Genomic DNA, 20046 nt, shown 5'->3' on the forward strand with positions numbered 1-20046 from the left:
GGTTTCTTGCCAGGATGGTTAAAGTAAACGATAGTGTTATATCGAGCTCTTTTATAGCGACGCTTTGTTCAATGACCCAATAACTTATACCCGAAAAAATTCCTGTTGAACTGATTTGAGCGTCACCTTGTAAAACGGGATGGAGATCGAGTTGGTTCTCTTTTATGGTTTTCATATACCCACCAAGAAATTGTGTTATTCCCTGCCAGGCATTGTAGGAATAATGCTTGCTAATATTAGCGAAGTCGTCTGGTTTTGTATTATAGTCTACAGATAACGTATTTATTAATGTTTGTTGGGCCCATTGAATTACTCTGGGATTTTCATCAGCATGCAGAATAGGTGAGAAGTGTAGCATTATAAGAATAAGAATCGCATTTTTTATCAGAAATTTCATGATTAAAATCCTTATTTCTCATCAAACTGAGCAATTTGTTTTATTATTATAGCAGAGATATACTCTTTTATTTGTTAACTCCAATGAATGAACTTTATGCATACTATCAGTATTCGTGGTGCGAGAACTCATAACCTTAAAAATTTGGATTTGGATCTTCCCCGTGACAAATTAATAGTGATAACAGGATTATCTGGGTCAGGCAAATCATCTCTGGCTTTTGATACCCTTTATGCAGAGGGACAGCGACGTTATGTAGAATCTTTATCTGCTTATGCACGACAATTTTTATCCATGATGGAAAAGCCTGATGTTGATTCGATAGATGGTTTATCGCCTGCCATTTCTATAGAGCAAAAAGCTACTTCACATAATCCTCGTTCTACTGTAGGAACTATCACTGAAATTTATGATTATTTACGCTTATTATATGCCCGCGTGGGGGAACCCCGTTGTCCTGCCCACAATATCACATTACACGCACAGACTATTAGCCAAATGGTTGATCAAGTGTTGGCTTTGCCGGACGACAGCAAGGTCATGATCTTGGCCCCTGTTGTTCGTGAACGAAAGGGGGAGCATGTTCAACTCTTGCAGCAATTACAAGCCCAAGGTTATGTGCGAGCTCGTATTGACGGAGAACTGTGTGAATTGGATTCCCCCCCTAAATTAGGCTACGCACCAAGCATACTATAGAGATAGTGGTTGACCGGTTCAAAGTCCGCCCCGATTTAGCACAACGTTTAAGTGAGTCTTTTGAAAATGCACTTAATTTGGCAGACGGGATTGTGATCGTTGCTCCTATGGAGGATGGTTTTAAGGAAATCCTCTTCTCTTCCAAATTTGCTTGCCCTGAATGTGGCTACAGTTTGAGTGAATTGGAACCAAGATTGTTTTCATTTAATAATCCCGTAGGGGCTTGCTCTTCTTGTGATGGGTTGGGAGTAGATCAATTTTTTGATCCTGAACGAGTAGTTCATGATGCTACAGCGAGTCTGGCAGAAGGAGCTATTAGAGGGTGGGATAAAAAAACGACTTATTATTACAGTATGCTTGAATCACTAGCCCAGCATTACGGTTTTGACACCAACACCCCATTTTGCGACTTAGATGAAGAAATAAGACAGGTGGTTTTATACGGTAGCGGTCGAGAAATAATAGACTTTAATTATCATAGGCCCAATGGGGGATATATGGTGAGGCGACATAGTTTTGAAGGAATCATTCCCAATATGCAACGTCGCTATCGTGAATCTGATTCTGGTATGGTAAGAGAAGAACTTGCCAAATATTTATCTTCGCGTCCGTGTCAATCTTGCAAGGGAGCAAGACTGCGTGAAGAAGCGTGCCATGTATTTATCGATGATAAAAATTTGCCAGAAATTACCAGTTATTCTATTGAGCAGGCGTATCAATTTTTTAAAAGGCTGAAGTTGTCTGGATACAAGGGTGAAATTGCGGCAAAAATAAATAAAGAAATTGTGGAGCGCTTAGGCTTTCTTGTGAACGTAGGCTTGGATTATTTATCCTTGGCTCGCAGTGCAGAAACTTTATCCGGAGGCGAGGCTCAGCGTATTCGTTTGGCCAGTCAAATTGGTTCCGGGCTTGTAGGGGTGATGTATATTTTAGATGAGCCTTCTATCGGTCTGCATCAACGCGACAATGATCGCTTATTAAATACGTTGCGGCATTTACGCAATCAAGGGAATACCGTGATAGTAGTGGAACATGATGAGGATGCTATTCGAAGTGCTGATTTTGTTCTCGACATAGGTCCTGGTGCAGGAGTGCATGGTGGGCAAGTAGTTGCTAGTGGTTCTCCTCAGGATGTAATGAATAATCCGATCTCGTTAACCGGCCGGTATTTGTCAGGCAAAGAAGCGATAGAAATTCCAAAATCTCGAACCACCGTTAATCATGAGCGTATGATTCACTTAAAAGGAGTGATTTGCAATAATTTGCAAGGTGTTGATGTGAGTATTCCTCTCGGTTTATTCACCTGCATTACGGGGGTTTCTGGCTCAGGTAAATCCAGCTTAATTAATGATACGCTGTATCCTATCGCTGCCAATATATTAAACAGGGCAAGCTTAATGACTCCTGGCGAGGTTAAGGAAATTTCTGGCTTACATCTTTGTGACAAAGTAATTGATATTGATCAAAGCCCCATTGGTCGTACACCCCGTTCTAATCCGGCAACTTATACTGGTTTATTTACTCATATAAGAGAGCTGTTTTCCGGCACTCCGGAATCTCGAGCACGAGGATATCAACCAGGACGCTTTAGTTTCAATGTGAAAGGAGGACGTTGCGAAGCTTGCCAAGGCGATGGTCTTATTAAAGTAGAAATGCATTTTTTACCCGATATCTATGTTTCTTGTGATGTTTGTCAGGGTAAGCGATACAACCGGGAAACTTTAGAAATCCAATATAAAGGCAAGAATATTCATGAAGTTCTGGATATGACCGTGGAGGATGCATGCACTTTTTTCACAGCTATTCCTGCTATTGCTAGGAAATGCCAAACCCTGGTAGATGTTGGTTTGTCTTATATAAAGTTAGGGCAAAGTGCAACGACTCTTTCAGGTGGAGAGGCACAGAGAATCAAGTTAGCTAGAGAGTTATCAAAAAGAGATACAGGAAATACTTTATACATTCTAGATGAGCCAACAACGGGATTGCATTTCCATGATACTAAGCAATTATTAGCCGTATTAAATCGCTTACGTGCGCAAGGGAATACTATCGTAATTATCGAGCATAATCTCGATGTAATCAAAACTGCAGACTGGATAATTGACCTTGGGCCTGAAGGAGGAAGTAAAGGAGGGAAAGTTATTGCTACTGGAACTCCTGAAATGGTTGCTCAAAGCCCGAATTCATTTACTGGACAGTTCTTAAAACAAATATTATTCCCTATAGCCTGTATTAGCGAAGTGTAATACAAGAATCATATTATTTGGTATGTTGCATATGGCCTGTTATTTTTTGGAATTTCAGGCTATAAATTAAGTTAGGAACTTTCAATAAGGTAAGAAGATGAAAACATTTCTAATAGCAATTTTAATTATTATTGCACTTGCGTTTATTTGGGTTATTAGCATTTATAATACTTTAATTGGCTTAATAGAGGCAATTAACAACAATAAAAAGCAAATTGACATTCAATTGGATAGACGATTTAAAGTTTTTGAATCACTGATTGAAGCTGTTAAGAAATATATGGATTATGAAAAAACCACGTTAAAAGATGTTGTGGCGTTACGTAATCAGGCACAGACAGCTAAAGCGGCGGGAGATGAAGAAGGCCGAATTGCTGCAGAAAACGAAATTTCCAAAATTGCGTCCAATATAAATTTGGTTTTTGAGCAATATCCTGATTTGAAAGCTAGTCAAAATGTCATGCAGTTGCAAGAGGAAATTGTTAATACAGAAAATAAATTGGCTTATGCGAAACAAGCATATAATGATGGGATAGAACGTTATAATGCAAAGAAAAAATCATTTTTTGAATCCATAGTCGTTGCCATTTTTTCTTCTTCTTTAGACAAAGAATTTATTTATTGGGGACTTCCTGAAGAGCAAATTCAAGCAAAAGAAGATTATACAGTCAAATTCTGAGTATAAAAAATTATGGGAATTGCAGATTATCATGCCACGGCAGGAGATTGGCGTTCACAATTAAAGAGAAATGAAAAAAAGACACGCGGTGTAATCGCTGTCTTTTTTTTAATATATCTTATTGTGGGGTTAATTGTAGATGCTTTTGTTTTGCAAAGTATGTATCCTCAAGTCCCTTTAGAGAAAGTTATCTATGCTCTGATTACGTTTAAAGTTGTTCCATATGCGACGTTACTGATGGTTGCTTTTGCAGGCATTTCCTTGTGGGTTACCTATGCTCTTTATGACCGTATCATGTTATTGGGTACGGAGTATCATGAAATAACCCCACAAACAGCTCGTACATTACAAGAAAAGCAGTTATATAATGTTGTGGAAGAGATGAAAGTAGCCTCAGGTCTACAATATATGCCTAAGGTTTATATTATAGAAGCCAGTTACATGAATGCATTTGCCAGTGGCTATAGTGAAAAATCAGCGATGGTTGCCATTACTCGGGGCTTAATGGAAAAACTGGATAGGGCAGAAATGCAGGCAGTGATGGCGCACGAATTAAGCCATATCAGACATCATGATATCAAATTGACCCTAATGGTCGCTATCCTTAGTAATATTTTACTCATTGTAATTGATATTCTCTTTTATTCGGTAGTTTATAAAAGAGATAGGAAGGAGGATAACCGATTATTAATGGTTATTATTATTTTAAGATATGTTTTGCCTATTATTACTGTTTTGTTAGCCCTTTTTTTGAGCCGTACTCGAGAGTATATGGCAGATGCCGGTTGTGTTGAGTTAATGAGAGATAATGAGCCTATGGCAAGAGCTTTGCTTAAAATTAGCCAGGATCATATACAAAATGCGGAACAATATGCAAAAGCCTATGGAGAGACGCCTCATGAACAAGTAAGGCAAGCATCCTATCTTTTCGACCCTTCGCATATTGATCCTGTAAAATCCTTGAGCAACGCTTTTGCAACTCATCCTACAATAGAGCAACGATTAGATGCGTTAGGTTTTAGGCGCAAATAGGGTTATTCACGTAACCCTACTCCTTTTTTTAGAAGGATCATATTAACTACGGTTAAGACTACCAGCATAGAGCAAATAATAATCATAGCCAAAGTAATATTAACTTCTTCTTGATCGATCATGGTGTGTCTTAAGGCATTAACCATGTATAGGATGGGATTAAAAAGAGATATTTTTTGCCAGAAAGAGGGTAGCATATTAATACTATAAAATACTCCGCCCAAATAAGTGAGTGGCGTTAGAATAAAAGTGGGGATCAGCATTACATCATCGAAGTTGCGTGCTAACATGGCATTAGTAAAACCTGCTAAAGAAAATATTGCTGAGACAAGTAAGACAACCAATAAAGTCATAGGCAAATGATCTAGTTCAACAGCAAGAAAAAAAGCAGAAATAATAAAAACTAAGATAGCTACAATTAGACCTCTAAGCACACCACCTAAGACATAACCTAATAACAGTAGCCATTGTACATAGGGCTAATAAGCATTTCTTCTATGTTTTTTTGGAAGCGTACGCTAAACAACGAATTAGATACGTTTCCATAAGAATTGATAATTACAGACATCATAATTAAGCCAGGTGCTATAAATTGGGAGTAGTTAACACCCTGTATATTTCCAATGCGTGGGCCGATTAAGCTGCCGAAAATTAGGAAATAAAGTGTTGTCGTGATTACAGGAGGTAGAAATACCTGACTTGAGATGCGGAACATGCGTACCAGTTCACGTCTTACTAATGTATATAGGGCAATGAATTGATATTTAAATGCCATTTTTTATTAAATCCATAAAAAGTTCTTCTAATCGGTTCGTTTTATTGCGCATACTGTGTATTTTTATACCCTGTTTTGTTAGGACAGCAAATACTTCATTTAAAGTTAAATAATTATCAATACGCAGCTCAAAAGTTGTTGCATCAATTAGAGTCATGCTAAAAGGCTGCAGATTCGGTAAATGCTCAATAGGGTTTACTGTGTTAAAAATAAAAGTTTGATGCCGTAAACTTTGTAATAATGCTTTCATGGAGGTGTTTTTGATAATCTGGCCTTTATCAATGATCGCGATATTTTTACATAGTTGTTCGGCTTCTTCTAAATAGTGGGTAGTAAGAATTATGGTTGTTCCTTCAATATTAGTTCTTGTTAAAAAATCCCACATACTTCGCCTGATCTCTATGTCCACTCCTGCAGTAGGTTCGTCTAAAATGAGCACTTTGGGCTTATGAACTAGTGCCCTTGCAATCATAAGCCTACGCTTCATTCCACCGGATAAATGCCGTACTATTGAATGCCGTTTGTTCCAAAGTCCCAGTTGATCTAATAAAGATTCTGCAATGGGGAACGCTTTTTTTCGCGAAATGCCATAATAACCTGCCTGATTCAGCAAAATTTGTTCGCAATTTTCAAAAATATTAAGATTAACTTCCTGAGGGACAAGGCCTAAACAGGATTTGGCTTTTTCAGGATCGGTATCCAGATCAAAACCACAAATTTTAATCTTTCCTGATGTTTTATTAACTAAAGTAGTGATTAAGCCAATAGTTGTTGATTTTCCAGCACCGTTGGCACCCAATAGAGCAAAAAAATCACCGGTATTTACTGTTAAATCAATGCCTTTTAAAGCCTCAACTCCATTAGCATAGGTTTTTGAAAGTTGTTTGATTTCTAAGGCTTGCATAGCGTATTTTTTAAATAAAAGAAATATTATACACGATATTTTTTTCCACAGCCTTGGATCCGATCCAAAATTTTGTTTCTATTTCCAATGTGTTAATTCTGGTGACGAAGGAGGCGTTGAATCTGGTGAGGAGTCTTCAAAAAATGAAGCCTGTTTCCCTGTAACGGCATGACGAATTTCCTCCATTTTAGCTAAGAGTGCTATGTATTCGGGTTTAAGAAGAGGGCTAACTAAAGGTTTTTTTTTTCTACAGTAGGTAAATTAGTGACATTTCTCGGTTTTTTTTCTCTTTCCTTGATTTTAGCATTTAACTCATTGAGAAAGTTTTCACCTGAAAAGAATCTTGAATTTTTTGTATTGGCAATTGGAGGTGTTGGTTTAGATTCAAATGGAGGAGGTGGTGGTGGGGAAATTTTTAAATGAGCTTCTTTGCTATCTTGGGAAGCTGAAACAGGAGAGATCTGTTCTTCTTCATTGGTGAGAGAAAGAGCCATTTTATCTTTCAGATGCAGATTTGGTGGTTGGTCAACCTCTATAGTTACACGAGCATGAGAGGATGAGTTTTTATTTAAATCGTCTATTTGGGGGCTGTAAATAGCTGGAGGGAAAGAATTGATATCAGTGTTATGGCTTGTTATTTGGCTTAGCGTGTTTAGTAACTCTGTTAGCGATGTTAATTGCTGTTGGGCCAAGTTAATCTGTGGATTCAGTGAGGTCAATATTTTTTCAGAATGAACTTGCTCTTTGAGGATCTGATTTTCTGAATTGATCCGTATATTTTCTTTTTTTGCTTCTTCAAGCTGTCTTTTTAAGGACTCAACTTCTGTGGAGTAGGCTTTTTGAGCTAAAAGAAATGATTGTTGGGTCATTGCTAAAGTTTCTTTAAGTTCTCTTATTATGCGCTCAGATGGGGTACCTTCCGGCCCAATTTCAATGCGCACATTAGTGCCGATAGGGGTAAAGCTGTTAGTTGCTACATTGTACTTGGTAATAAATGCAATCCAACAATCAAGCAAATAAGGGTTTGTTTTGGCTGACAATAATACAGTCGCATTAAGATGCTCTATGATGCTAATATCATGAAATGCCTCTGAATTGAATTTAACAATTTCTAAAAGTTGAGAAAAAGATTGGCTAATTACTGTATGGTTTTGCTCTTTAGCCCAATGATAAAAAGTAGGAGTTCCATTGCGTTTGTAATCGTCAACAAATTCAGTGAATAGCTTTAGAAATTCTTTACTGATAGGCATCTTAATAACTCCCACTCCTTGGAATCATAGGTTTCATTTAATATCAATCAAGCTTAAAGTTCAATAGCGGTATTAAAATTTCTATTCTGACTTTGGTATCCAGGATTGGCACTGAATAAAGTGAAAAACCTATTATTTCATTGAAAATGAGAACAATCCTTTGCATAACATTGTGTATGATGTTTTTATGACTTTATTTGAGGAATCGCATTATTCATTGGGAGAGATGCGCGCGTTTTCATCCATCCTGCGATACTAAAACGAGTTTGATAAGTGAGACTCACTTCATGTGGTAACTCACTATTGAAGCAGACTAATCGATTTCCAATGGGCGGTATATTTAGAAGGAGCTCATCTTTTAAATTGTAAAGTAGTAACTCACCTCCGAATTTTTTTTGCCAAGTTTTATTCAAATAATAAACACATGAAATTTTTCGAGTTTTGGTGTTTGTAAATTGATCAACATGTTTTTTATAAAAGGTGCCAGGCTGGTAAATCGCGAAATGAGTTTCAAATTCGGCTAAACCAAGATACACCATTTGATTCAACATATTGCCAAGGTTAATAAGCTTTTGTAAGTAAGCTTGGAGGGAAGGATAGGGTGAATCCTCATCTATCCAGTATATTTTATCAGTTCGAATAGTGTTATTTTGTTGTGACTGCTCATTTTGCCCAATTTTAGCACTTCTGAATAAATCCTTTTGATTTATTATTTGAGCAATATCACATAAAGAGTGGTAGTGATCTGCCTCCAAAAATGAATCAATTATATGGTATCCTTGGGTGCAGATGTCTTGGGCGATTAATTCATAATTAAGCAATTGTCCACCAGTAAATCAATTTGCCAAACGTCATTTTACGCTAATAATGAATTTTTGAAAATAATGACTAAGTCAGTAAGCATGCCTACGCATGAAAAAATACTTGCCTTCTACGTTCCACGGTTTATCCGCGGGATCTAACGATATTGCTCAGTTCTAGATCTCTCAGGAACAAGTCGCGGGACGTAAAAAATGGGAGCAGATTAAATTTATTAGACTCAATTTAAGCTTTCAGGAGTAGGCCCTGAGAATCAAATGATAAATGGTCAACACACTCTAATAAAAGGTTGAAATATGTTCTTTAGCTTTTTTGCCTTCAAGGACCTCTTGGCGATCCCTCCAATCAGGCATAAATTGAGTCATAAGTGCATAAAATCGTTTATTGTGGCTTGCCTCTAGAATATGTACCATTTCATGAACCAAGACATATTCTAGACATTCTACAGGTTTTTTAATCAAATTAAGATTGAGCCAAATTCTGTGAGCTCGCGTGTTGCATGAGCCCCAGCGAGTTTTCATTTTCTTAATCCCCAACTGAAAGACGTTCACGTTAATGATTGGCTCCCAATAAGCCATTAATCGGGAAATTTCTGCGTTCATTTCTTTTCTGTACCAAAGATCAACAATTCTTTGTTTTTGCTGAAAAGTTGAGTTGGGTTGGATATGGCAATGAATTAATTCATTATCAATGATAATTTGAGAGGGCCCATGATGTTCTTCAATAATTAAAAGACAGGTTTTGCCTTTGAATAAAATGGTTGAGCCTGTTTGTAGCGATTCTTCCTTGAAGCAAGATTGTATCCGGATTCGTTCTTGCTGCGCTCGGATCCATTCACTTTTTTCTTTAAGTTGTTGCCTTATCACGTGCTCGCTATACTTAAGTGGAATACTGACTTTAACTTGACCATCAGGAGGATAAATTCGTAAGTTAATATTTTTAACTGGTTTCTTTAAAATTTCTATGGAAATACCATCAATTTCTATATACATAGGGAAAAGGGTTTATTGGATTGTTTGGGATTATATAGAAGAACGGTTAGAATGTAGAGTAAATCGATATTACAATATATCCAACAATTTGTTTGTTGGTTTTTGAACATAGGATACGATTTGTTCGCTTCAACAATAGGTATATCAATGCAAATCAAGAAACTCATCTTTAAATTGGCCATTCATGAATAGGAGACCCCGATCTTTTCTTTGTAAATCTATATAGGTTCTTGTCAGTAGCTGAACCCAAAAGATCTTTGATTGACCCATTAGCAATCCAATTGAGTGAGGTTTATTGTTTATTCTTGTACTAGCGTTCTGCGCCTATACATGGGCTGTCAATGTACTCGCCATTAATATCCAAAACCATATTGACACTAGCGCGTTGATAGCGGGCTAGAATATCGTATTGGTGCTGTGTGATATAGCCATAAGAGCTGCCGCAATACACAAGTGAAGATGCACCTGGTTTGGGCTTGACTTGTACTGGAATATCACAGTCCCATCGAAATTTTGTTAAATCACAATTAGCGAATCCAATTCCAATAGGTAAAACAAATAGTAGTATACTCACAATCCAGTTGATTTTCATTGAATTCTCCACATGTTGTATATTTTTCTTTAAGTATAGAATAACAATGGATGGACTGATGTCATTGAGTATGAATAAATTTTCACAAGATTTTTAATATGGTTAATGCTATAAATTGAGGAATTAGGTTTTAGAAATGGATAACTATGCTTTCATCAACAAAGGAATATCTTCAAGCGTTGCGCGAAGGGAAATACCTTCTTTTTTTACATTGGCCGCAATTTATTGCAGAATTTTATGGCAAGAGCAATAAAAATCAAGAAGCTGATGAAATGGTAAATCTGATAATATATGAATGGTTAAATAATGATTTTTGTGAAGAAGATATAAAAAAATTTGTAATTTTGTACGCGGTTCATGAAATGGAAACTCGACCCATAAGAGAGCTTTTATCTTGTGCACTTATTACTATTTCTATAGCACTTTTCCCATGTATGGTGTATTTAACAAATAATCTACAAAAACACTATATCACTTCGAAAAAGTTGTCGAGTAAGGGCGTGCTAGAATTAATAGATAAGAATAATGCCTATATGGATAAACAAAGTTTTTATAATAACTTAGGGGTTGAACAAGATAAATTTTTTACCTGGGTTAGAGAAGCAAATGTTGCTGAGGTGCAAAAGGCGTTTGAACAAATTTATTCAATTACCTATCTTAGGCATCTAATTGATGATTATTGTACTTTACTAGAATCAACTAGTATTTCTCAGGATAAGTTGAAATCTTCTCGTCTGAGTTTAGTTAATCGCTTATCCAAATATATAAAAGATCAAACAGAATTAACTCAAGAGGTTACTGATGAAATTGCAATATATGTCAAAAGAATCTGGGAAATGAAACCAGCCGATTTTGAAGAAGAGTTTTTAGAAAAAATTTCACCGTTATCTTTAATGGACAGTGCGGTCAGGTTGCTAACAGGATTTAGTGCTAGGTTTTTTAATATTTTAAAGCCGCCTGTTTTGCCAGTTATTGCCACTTCAGATGCTGAGCAAAGCCCTAAAATTTAAAGCTTATTAATGTCTTGTCTTTCAAATAAAAGATTCGGGTGGTATTTTATTGTGGTGATTTTACTTCATGAGAGAGCAACAATTTTTTATAAGAAATAGCCACAGGATTTCCCATATATCCCCCCAGATCATTTTTCCCAACAACTCTATGGCAAGGGATGAATAAAGCTAATGGGTTTCGCTTACAAGCTTGGCCGATTGCTCTCGGACTACTTTGTAATTTGGATGCAAGCTCTCCATAAGTTATGGTTCTTCCTACAGGGATCACTAATAATGCATTCCAAACTTTTTGTTGAAAAATACTTCCCTGAGGTTTTAAAGGAAGTTGAAAACGGTGGTTAGGATCTTCGAAATAGGATTTTAATTCCTGAGCAATTAATTGTCCCAGTTTATTTTTAGCAATTTTCCCTGGTTTATTCGAAAAGGAAGCATTATAGATGAAATGCTCGTCATGAATTACTTCTAGATAGCCTACTGGAGTATTAAAAATAGACACTAGTTCTCTACCAATATGAAAGGTGTGATTTGCTGTTTACTCTTTTTCCATCTTTAAACGGTTTCCTGCCTCCAAAGAATTTCTCATAATCTATTGATTATCAGGAAATTTTCTTTGGTATAGCCAGCAGGGAAAGTTGATTTCATCGAACGGTGAGTGACACTCATAATGTTGGTCAAAAATGACCCAACTACATTCAACATTCCACTCAACGATGGTCTTTTACCTACTGTCTATTGACAAGGTCTTAGCATTTTGTCTTTCAACGAATTAATCGCCTTTTTTTCCTGCTAATTTTTCTTTAATACGGGCAGCACGACCAGCCAAGTTTCTTAAATAGTATAATTTAGCTCGACGGACATCACCGCGTCGTTTAACAGTAATACTGTCAACAATAGGGCTGTAAGTTTGGAAAACACGCTCTACACCAACGTTGTGAGAAATTTTACGGACTGTAAAAGCAGAGTTTAACCCGCGGTTGCGTTTGGCTATTACTACACCTTCAAAAGCTTGTAGGCGCTCTCGGCTACCTTCAATTACTTTAACTTGAACAAGAACAGTGTCACCTGGTTTGAAATCAGGAATTTCCTTGCCTTGCATTTGCTCGGCATTTATTTGATCAATAATATTAGTCATGGACTACTCCTCAAATTGGTTTATCCTCAACAGGAATCACCGTGTTCGCATTTAAACTCAGCAAGCAGCTGCTTGTCAGTTTCACTTAATTGTATTTTTTCAAGTAAATCCGGCCGTTTAAGCCAGGTTTTACCAAGGGACTGTTTTCTACGCCAGCGCTCTATTTCTTTATGGTTCCCACCTAATAAAACATCAGGTACTTTCAAGCCGTTTATAGTTGCTGGCCGGGTATAATGAGGACAGTCGAGTAATCCATTCATGAATGAATCCTGTTCGGCTGAGCCCAAGTGCCCGAGACTACCTGGTATTAAGCGAATTATTGCATCTATAAATACCATTGCGGCTAATTCACCGCCGCTTAAAACAAAATCCCCTAATGACCATTCCTCATCTACATGATGATTAATGATCCGCTCATCAATTCCTTCATATCGCCCTGCAATAAATAACAAGGATTGCTTGTTGGTAGCTATCTGCTTTAGATCATTTTGCTTAACTACCTTGCCTTGTGGGCTTAAATATATAACTTTGCAGTCTGCCTTCATTTGACTGCTCGCATGCCTTATTGCGGCATGCAAAGGCTCATACATCATGACCATTCCTGGTCCACCACCATAGGGCTTGTCATCGACTTGTTTATGAGGCCGCGATGACCAGTCTCTAGGATTCCAGTAATCAATTTTAACCAAGCCTTGTTCAATAGCCCTTCCGGTTACTCCATAATGGATGCTTTTCAACATTTCTGGTAACAGGCTGATCACTCCCAGATGTAATGTCACTTAAAAATCCACATCCCACTCAACAGTGATTACTTGTTTGCTCTCATTTATGTCGATGACAAATTGACCTGGTAAATAAGGAATTAAATGTCTTTTTGCACCTTGCACAATAAGTACATCATTCGAGCCCGTAGGCATAATCTCAACAACTTTTCCAAAGGATTCGCCTTTTTGGTTTATAACATTCATCCCTATCAGTTGATACCAGTAATATTCTCCTGGTGCCAAAGGAGCAAACTGTGATTCTTGCACGGCGATATCCGCATTAGTAAGCGATGCAACCGATTCACGCTCAGGGTAACCTTCAATTTGAGCAATAATAGTTTTATTGTGTGTTTCTATTGCTAATAATTTAATAGGTTGCCATTTATTATTTAAAAAGACGTGCCAGTCAGTATATCGCAAGATATTATTAATAGGATCTGTAAAAGAATGAACTGTTACAAAGCCTTTAATACCATGGGGTCGACCAAAACGGCCAATTACTATCCAGTTCGTCTTTTTATCCACTTGACTAAGCAGCTGACTCTGAGTTCTTATTGTATTCTTTTACCAATGATCTGACTCGATCAGATAATTTGGCGCCGACTTTTTGCCATTGGTTTATTTTATCCATATCAATGTGAAGCTTTACTTCTTGCCCACGTGCTACAGGGTTAAAATAACCAATACGCTCAATGTAGTTTCCGTCGCGACGTTTGCGGCTGTCAGTAACTACCATGTGATAAAAAGGACGCTTTTTAGCGCCTGCTCTTGATAAACGTATAACGACCATTATTTTCCTCTACTTTAGAGTGGTTACATAAAAATGCCGTGTATTGTACGAAAATTACTTCGGTATGTGAAGTAGTTCTTATGAATTATTTCAAATCATCTGGAAACATGCCTTTTAATCCAGCCATGCCCCCAATTCCACGCATCATTTTTTGCATTCCACCTGGTTTGGTAAATTTTTTCATCATTTTTTGCATCTGTTCATATTGCTTTAATAAGCGATTAACATCCTGAATTTGGGTTCCTGACCCTAAGGCTATCCGTTTTTTGCGGGAACCACAATAATTTTAGGGATACGACGTTCTTTAGGGGTCATGGAATTGATAATTGCAATAGTTTGTGCCAATGCTTTGTCATTAACTTGCTGCATTGCTTGTTTAGGTAATTGACTCATTCCTGGTAATTTGCTCATCATACCAGCAATGCCGCCCATACTATTCATTTGTAATAATTGTTGTTTGAAATCTTCTAAATCAAATCCTTTACCCTTCTTTAATTTTTTTGCCAGTTTTTCACTAGCTTGCTTATCCGCTTTACGCTCAACTTCTTCAATAAGAGTTAGGATATCCCCCATCCCCAGTATTCTTGATGCAATACGTTCAGGATGAAAAGGCTCTAAAGCTTCTATCTTTTCACCGCTACCTATGAATTTTATAGGTTTTCCGGTAATTTGTCGGACAGACAAAGCAGCACCGCCTCGAGCATCTCCGTCTGTTTTGGTTAGAATAACGCCAGTAAGCGGGAGTGCCTCATGAAATGCTTTGGCAGTATTGGCAGCATCTTGTCCTGTCATGCTGTCTACTACAAAAAGTGTTTCAATTGGATTGACTGTTTTATGCAACGATTTAATTTCAGACATCATCTCATCATCAATATGCAGGCGTCCTGCGGTATCGATAATAAGAATATCCATATATTGCTTTTTAGCGCTATCTAGTGCTTTTTGGGCAATTGTTAGGGGTTGGTCTTGAGGAGCTGAATCGAAGAAAATTACGCCAATTTGTTCAGCCAACACTTTGAGTTGATGTATTGCCGCTGGCCTGTATACGTCAACGCTGGCCAGCATTACTTTTTTATTTTCAGTTTCTTTTAAATAACGGGCTAATTTTGCAGTACTTGTTGTTTTACCAGAGCCTTGTAAACCAGCCATTAAAAAGACAGCAGGAGGCTGGGTTTTATAGTTAAGCTCAGCTCGTTCATCACCCATGACATGGATGAGTTCATCATGCACTATTTTAATAAAAGCTTGATCTGGATTTAAATTGGTTAAAACTTCCTGTCCAAGAGATTTTTGCTTAACTTGTTCGATGAAATCCTTGATAACAGGCAAAGCAACATCCGCTTCAATAAGCGAAAGCCTCACTTCGCGTAAGGCATGTTGGATATTATCTTCTGTTAGGCGACCTTGACCTCTCAAGTTTTTAAAAGTACGGGTCAAACGTTCAGTTAAGTTTTCAAACATATCTAATACCTAAAAAACAATTACTATAACACAGAGAGTTAACAGTATACCACTGACTAAAGTATATGGATGATTATCAGTAATATATTAAAAAATCGATTTAAACCTTTTCTCCAATGCGACCGCAATTATTATGAGAAGGTAATTCATCGTTTAAAACTACTCTACAACCTCAATGTGCCCTGGACAAATTACTTCTCTTCGCCTATCGACATATTTTATGGATTAATTTTATACTCAAGTGTAAGGGGATGTGACAGGATTAAAGAAAATGCTTTCTATTTTAATTATTATTACGGTAGTCTATGGCCTGGTTTTATATAAATTGTTACCTCAAGTTACCTCTGTAATAAAAGAGCATGAACCAAAAGAACTAACTCATAATGCCATTACAGACGTGTTAACTCAATTAGACCATCCTACGTTTGAAGGGGTGTGTTATGGTTTTACCATGAATTGGGCATTGGCAGTTGCTCAGAACAGTGAATCTCAATTTTATCAACAACTACATCTTTTACGAGCTCATCAGTCGGATTTGCCCGCTACCTTAAAGCAGATTCAGAAAAAAAGAGAAAAGGGATATTTGTTAACTTCAGACGAAGCAATTCTCGAAACCTTGCCTGTTCTGGGGAAACAAATTTGTATTGCCCAACAGCCGTTGCAGTATAAAGAAAAATACGGAGAATTAGTTTGGCAGCCCGATATTAATACTATTTTGAAGAAAATAAATCATGGCTCATCAATTGTGCAGCATGTTTTTTGTAAAACACATACTTTCTCAAGCCAGGAGGAGGCAACGGAATATTTTGAGTTATTAAAAAAGATAGGCATTAAGGAAGACATGGCGGTGATGATCAGTACCGCAGATCATGCTATGGGATTTAAACGAGCTGGAAACAAATGGCGATTTATTAATATCAATGATTTGTTTCAGCAAGATAAGGATAAGCCTTATTTTGAATTCACCTCTAAAAATCTAGTTAAGGAATTGTATCGTGCTTGTAAGGACAAATTGTTGGGAAATCGACTTACGGTGAATACTGATTTTATTTCCATTAATCCTGAAGAAAAATTATCAAGCTCTCTACAGGATGTTTTTCCTGAATTTCCTATAAAGAATAAAACAACTTATGGCGAGAGATTGGCTCTTTTTGCTATGGCTGCAACTCAGGGAGATATGAACACAGTGAAAAAATGTATTGACTCTGGATGGTCAATTTTTTCTCGAAATCGATTAAGCGATAACTCGCCTATACTTACGGCAATCTATTTAGGTAGAAAAGAAGTAGTTCGTGCCATGCTGAATGCTTCTCCACATAGAATTAATCAAAAGCGCAAAAGTGATTCTTCAACTTTGCTTCATATTGCTTGTCAGTATGGCGGAAGTGACATAGTAGAAGATTTGTTAAAGGTTAAGGGAATTAAAATTGATCCCAAAGATAAGGCGGGGAGAACGCCATTAATGCTTGCTTGCCAAAAATCTGAAATAACTAATGATCCCAAATTATTTAATTTACTCTTTTCAAAAGGGGCTTCCTTAACCATTAAAGACCATGAGGGCCTCACTCCTCTGGGTCATGCTAAGAAAAATAACCATGATCTTGCTATAAAAATGATTGAGAAACAACTGCGAAATGAAGCGTATGCGAGCCAACAGGCAAGAGCTCGACAATTTAAATATTCTGCGGCAAAAGGCACTTTATTTCATCCTGGATCAAGAGCCTTAAACTACAATTTACCTCAAACGACTATAAGTATGAAAAATGATGGGAGGAGGTAGTTATTTCTTAGGAAAATAAAACATATAACTCTTGCTATTAATTTGTAGACAGAATACTGGTTTTTCATGCCATATCATCATATGATGTTTTTTGCATCGGGACCGTACTGAGATAAATGATCTCGAATTGAGAGTTCTTTTATGGTTTAGTATGTTTAGGGGTATTTGGTTATTTTTTATTCGATTATTAAGGTTTCCTTAAGGTTATTTTTTTATAATAAGCTTTTGATTCCAAATAGTCCTCACTGAAGGAATACAATGAGTAATAAAAAACATTCTCTCACTATATTTAGCTTGACTATGATTACAGTTGGTTCTGTGGATAGTATTCGTAATTTGCCAGCTACTGCACTATTTGGGAGTCAATTGATTTTTTATTTTATTTTAGGAGCCTTGTTTTTTCTCATTCCAACCGCTCTAGTTTCAGCGGAATTAGCCTCTGGATGGGCTAAACAGGGAGGAGTCTATATTTGGGTTAAAGAAGCTTTTGGGAAAAAGTCGGGATTCCTGGCTATTTGGCTGCAATGGATAGAAAACGTGATTTGGTATCCTACGATTTTATCATTTGTTGCCGGTACAATAGGTTATTTAATTAATCCTTCCTTAACTACCAATCCCTATTTTCTTTGGGCAGTTATTGTCAGCTGTTTTTGGGGAGCTACCATTGTCAATCTGTATGGCATGAAATCCTCTGCCTTGTTTAGTAATATTTGTTCTTTGGCCGGATTATTATTACCAATGTCTTTAATTATAGGGTTGGGGTTTGTTTGGATAGTTCAAGGTAATCCCTTACAAATTAATTTCGACTTACCCAGCGTTGTTCCGCACTTGTCTGATAAAGGCATGTGGGTTTCTTTAACTGCGATTATATTGTCATTTTGTGGGATAGAAATTGCTACTGTTCATGCGAACGATGTCAAAAACCCTCAACATGCTTTCCCCAAAGCACTTACTTATTCTGTAGCCATTATTTTGAGTACATTAATTTTAGGATCATTGGCTATTGCGGTGGTATTACCACAAAAGGATATCAACTTAGTTGCTGGAATTATGCAGGCATTTTCCGCCTTTTTCTTAAAATATCATATGGATTGGATGATGCCAGTAGTTGCGATTATGCTGGTATTGGGTGGATTAGGGGGAGTGAGTAATTGGATCATTGCTCCAACGAAAGGATTATTAGTCGCTGCAGAAGAAGGTAATTTACCAGAGCTGTTTCAGAAGACCAATGGAAAAGGTGCTCCAGCTATGATGCTGTGTACTCAAGCAATCATAGTTACTGTCTTGTCGGCCTTATTTTTATTTATGCCAAGCGTTAATGGTTCGTATTGGTTATTGACTGCCTTGGCAGCTCAATTGTATATGTTGATGTATTTGATTATGCTTTTTGCAGCAATTAAATTGCGTTTAAGCCAGCCAGACCACCCCAGGCCTTTTAAAATACCTGGTGGAATGATAGGAATGTTATTTATTGCTGGCATAGGTATTATTGGGGTAGTTACCACCTTAATTGTAAGCTTTATCCCTCCCGAAGGGATTGACGTTGGCAGTGCGACACGGTATGAACTGACTTTAATTATTGGTTTGCTGTTGATGTGCGCCCCTCCATTTATCAGTAACTGGTTACAATCCAAGAAAGTTGATTTGGAGCCGGCTATTTAATTGACTCACCTAGGTTTTGAATACCCTAATTATGAGCTATATTGAGGAATTGTTAGCAAAGCTAATCACAAGACTACCAGAGCTGGAGTGGAAAATTAGTGGGTTAAGTTCCTCTCTTTCTATTCATAATTTGCCAAAAGGTTTATTTTCTTCAGGTATTGAATTAACCGGCTCTGCTTGTGTAAAAGAAATTAAAGATGATATTCAAGCTTTGCAAAAACACAAAGATGAGCTAAGCGCTTATTTTTTAGCTGAGCGCATCCAACAAAAAATTAATGTATTAGTAATCCTATGCCAAATAGATAAAAAAAATAATAAACCTGAAAAAAAGGCTTCTTTTGATTTGACTATGCTTAGTACAAGGCAGCAATGGATAAAAAGTCTGGAAGAGGATATTCATACTTTAGAATGCCAACATCAATCTATGACAAAAGCTTTTAAGCAAATGAAGTCTCACTCTCATCCTTCGACAATTTTGCATCTACAAGCTGAATTAGGAGAGGTTGAGAAAAGGCTAACTATCGCTAAAGAAACTTTAAATAGGGCGATATCATAATCTCAAGGACTATTTAGTTAACGCTAGTCCCAAATTAAAATCAAACTGATACTAAGCAATTAATGAAGCCTAGCCTGCTTTAATTTAGAATAAATCTTTTGCATAATAATTTTATGCAGTAAATTAGAATCACTTAAAAATTATAATTAAAACAGGAGTGTCTTAAATGTCAGATAAATTTTCGCATATTACAAAAGATATCAATACCCAGCTAGCCAAGTTTCGCAAAGAGATGCCTGATTTAATGGCCGGATTTTCTGCATTAGGACAAGCCGCAACCAAGGACGGAGCATTAGATAAAAAAACCAAAGAATTGATTGCGATGGCCTTAGCAGTTGCTAAACAATGCCCAGGATGCATTGGATTTCATTCACAGACTTTAGTTAAATTACAGGTATCTAGAGAAGAATTATTAGAAGCGTTGGGTATGGCGGTTTATATGGGAGGAGGGCCTTCACTAATGTATGCTGCGGAAGCCCTGGAAGCTTTTGAAGAGTTCAGTAAATAAC

The 20046-nt window shown here is 37.0% G+C and carries 18 protein-coding genes and 3 pseudogenes; 8 read left to right on the top strand and 13 right to left on the bottom strand.

Annotated features, from left to right (window positions below):
• Nucleotides 1–397, bottom strand: a 397-nt coding sequence (locus OK13_RS08435) for a DotI/IcmL/TraM family protein (protein ID WP_035890098.1), incomplete at its 3' end; no start/stop codon positions are given.
• Between the two features lie 96 nt (nucleotides 398–493).
• Here OK13_RS08435 and uvrA point away from each other — a divergent pair.
• The 3 genes and pseudogenes from uvrA to htpX all read left to right on the top strand — a co-directional run bounded on the left by uvrA (nucleotide 494) and on the right by htpX (nucleotide 5050).
• Nucleotides 494–3339, top strand: a pseudogene (gene uvrA / locus OK13_RS08440) (excinuclease ABC subunit UvrA).
• A 97-nt stretch (nucleotides 3340–3436) separates the two neighbouring features.
• Nucleotides 3437–4018: a LemA family protein gene (locus tag OK13_RS08445; RefSeq protein WP_035890101.1), complete on the top strand. Its 582-nt coding sequence runs from the start codon at nucleotides 3437–3439 to the stop codon at nucleotides 4016–4018.
• A gap of 12 nt (nucleotides 4019–4030) precedes the next feature.
• Nucleotides 4031–5050 (top strand): zinc metalloprotease HtpX, encoded by a 1020-nt coding sequence (gene htpX / locus OK13_RS08450; protein WP_035890102.1) that lies wholly within the window; start codon nucleotides 4031–4033, stop codon nucleotides 5048–5050.
• A gap of 2 nt (nucleotides 5051–5052) precedes the next feature.
• Here the strand turns inward: htpX and OK13_RS08455 are convergent.
• The 6 genes and pseudogenes from OK13_RS08455 to OK13_RS08480 all read right to left on the bottom strand — a co-directional run bounded on the left by OK13_RS08455 (nucleotide 5053) and on the right by OK13_RS08480 (nucleotide 10382).
• Nucleotides 5053–5825, bottom strand: a pseudogene (locus OK13_RS08455) (ABC transporter permease).
• On the bottom strand, nucleotides 5815–6729 hold the full coding sequence (locus tag OK13_RS08460; protein ID WP_035890103.1) for an ABC transporter ATP-binding protein: 915 nt from the start codon (nucleotides 6727–6729) through the stop codon (nucleotides 5815–5817). The pseudogene OK13_RS08455 and the gene OK13_RS08460 overlap by 11 nt, the downstream one beginning before the upstream one ends.
• 230 nt (nucleotides 6730–6959) lie before the next feature.
• Nucleotides 6960–7979, bottom strand: coding sequence for a hypothetical protein (locus OK13_RS08465; protein ID WP_035890104.1), 1020 nt, complete (start codon nucleotides 7977–7979; stop codon nucleotides 6960–6962).
• Between the two features lie 185 nt (nucleotides 7980–8164).
• Complete coding sequence (locus OK13_RS08470) at nucleotides 8165–8800, bottom strand: 2OG-Fe(II) oxygenase (protein WP_035890106.1); 636 nt, start codon at nucleotides 8798–8800, stop codon at nucleotides 8165–8167.
• 276 nt (nucleotides 8801–9076) lie between these two features.
• Nucleotides 9077–9790 (bottom strand): M48 family metallopeptidase, encoded by a 714-nt coding sequence (locus tag OK13_RS08475; RefSeq protein WP_035890107.1) that lies wholly within the window; start codon nucleotides 9788–9790, stop codon nucleotides 9077–9079.
• A 310-nt stretch (nucleotides 9791–10100) separates the two neighbouring features.
• A complete protein-coding gene (locus tag OK13_RS08480) occupies nucleotides 10101–10382 on the bottom strand; it encodes a hypothetical protein (protein ID WP_035890109.1) in 282 nt (93 codons plus the stop codon).
• A gap of 146 nt (nucleotides 10383–10528) precedes the next feature.
• Here OK13_RS08480 and OK13_RS08485 point away from each other — a divergent pair, with 146 nt between their 5' ends.
• Nucleotides 10529–11392 (top strand): helical bundle domain-containing protein, encoded by an 864-nt coding sequence (locus OK13_RS08485; RefSeq protein ID WP_035890111.1) that lies wholly within the window; start codon nucleotides 10529–10531, stop codon nucleotides 11390–11392.
• A gap of 46 nt (nucleotides 11393–11438) precedes the next feature.
• Here the strand turns inward: OK13_RS08485 and OK13_RS08490 are convergent, their stop codons facing one another.
• The 6 genes and pseudogenes from OK13_RS08490 to ffh form a co-directional block, all read right to left on the bottom strand.
• The gene (locus OK13_RS08490) at nucleotides 11439–11888 is read right to left on the bottom strand and encodes a methylated-DNA--[protein]-cysteine S-methyltransferase (protein ID WP_035890113.1); all 450 of its coding nucleotides are present in this window, start codon (nucleotides 11886–11888) and stop codon (nucleotides 11439–11441) included.
• 270 nt (nucleotides 11889–12158) lie between these two features.
• The gene (rplS, locus tag OK13_RS08495) at nucleotides 12159–12524 is read right to left on the bottom strand and encodes a 50S ribosomal protein L19 (RefSeq protein WP_035890116.1); all 366 of its coding nucleotides are present in this window, start codon (nucleotides 12522–12524) and stop codon (nucleotides 12159–12161) included.
• A 26-nt stretch (nucleotides 12525–12550) separates the two neighbouring features.
• Nucleotides 12551–13303 (bottom strand): tRNA (guanosine(37)-N1)-methyltransferase TrmD, encoded by a 753-nt coding sequence (gene trmD / locus OK13_RS08500; protein WP_035890118.1) that lies wholly within the window; start codon nucleotides 13301–13303, stop codon nucleotides 12551–12553.
• A complete protein-coding gene (gene rimM, locus OK13_RS08505; protein WP_035890120.1) occupies nucleotides 13304–13813 on the bottom strand; it encodes a ribosome maturation factor RimM in 510 nt (169 codons plus the stop codon).
• Between the two features lie 4 nt (nucleotides 13814–13817).
• A complete protein-coding gene (rpsP, locus tag OK13_RS08510) occupies nucleotides 13818–14078 on the bottom strand; it encodes a 30S ribosomal protein S16 (protein ID WP_035890122.1) in 261 nt (86 codons plus the stop codon).
• Between the two features lie 85 nt (nucleotides 14079–14163).
• Nucleotides 14164–15539: pseudogene (gene ffh / locus OK13_RS08515) on the bottom strand (signal recognition particle protein).
• Nucleotides 15540–15810: 271 nt separating this feature from the next.
• Here ffh and ankG point away from each other — a divergent pair.
• From ankG to OK13_RS08535, 4 genes are all read left to right on the top strand, one after another.
• Nucleotides 15811–17319, top strand: coding sequence for a Dot/Icm T4SS effector AnkG/AnkZ/LegA7 (ankG, locus tag OK13_RS08520; protein ID WP_052117625.1), 1509 nt, complete (start codon nucleotides 15811–15813; stop codon nucleotides 17317–17319).
• Between the two features lie 258 nt (nucleotides 17320–17577).
• Nucleotides 17578–18981 (top strand): amino acid permease, encoded by a 1404-nt coding sequence (locus OK13_RS08525; protein ID WP_035890124.1) that lies wholly within the window; start codon nucleotides 17578–17580, stop codon nucleotides 18979–18981.
• A gap of 31 nt (nucleotides 18982–19012) precedes the next feature.
• Nucleotides 19013–19537 carry a primosomal replication protein PriC gene (priC, locus tag OK13_RS08530; protein WP_035890126.1) on the top strand — a complete coding sequence of 175 codons (525 nt, stop codon included), beginning with the start codon at nucleotides 19013–19015 and terminating at the stop codon, nucleotides 19535–19537.
• Nucleotides 19538–19703: 166 nt separating this feature from the next.
• On the top strand, nucleotides 19704–20045 hold the full coding sequence (locus OK13_RS08535) for a carboxymuconolactone decarboxylase family protein (protein ID WP_035890129.1): 342 nt from the start codon (nucleotides 19704–19706) through the stop codon (nucleotides 20043–20045).
• Nucleotide 20046 lies beyond the last annotated feature (1 nt).

This window comes from Legionella norrlandica (assembly GCF_000770585.1).
Lineage (GTDB): Bacteria > Pseudomonadota > Gammaproteobacteria > Legionellales > Legionellaceae > Legionella > Legionella norrlandica.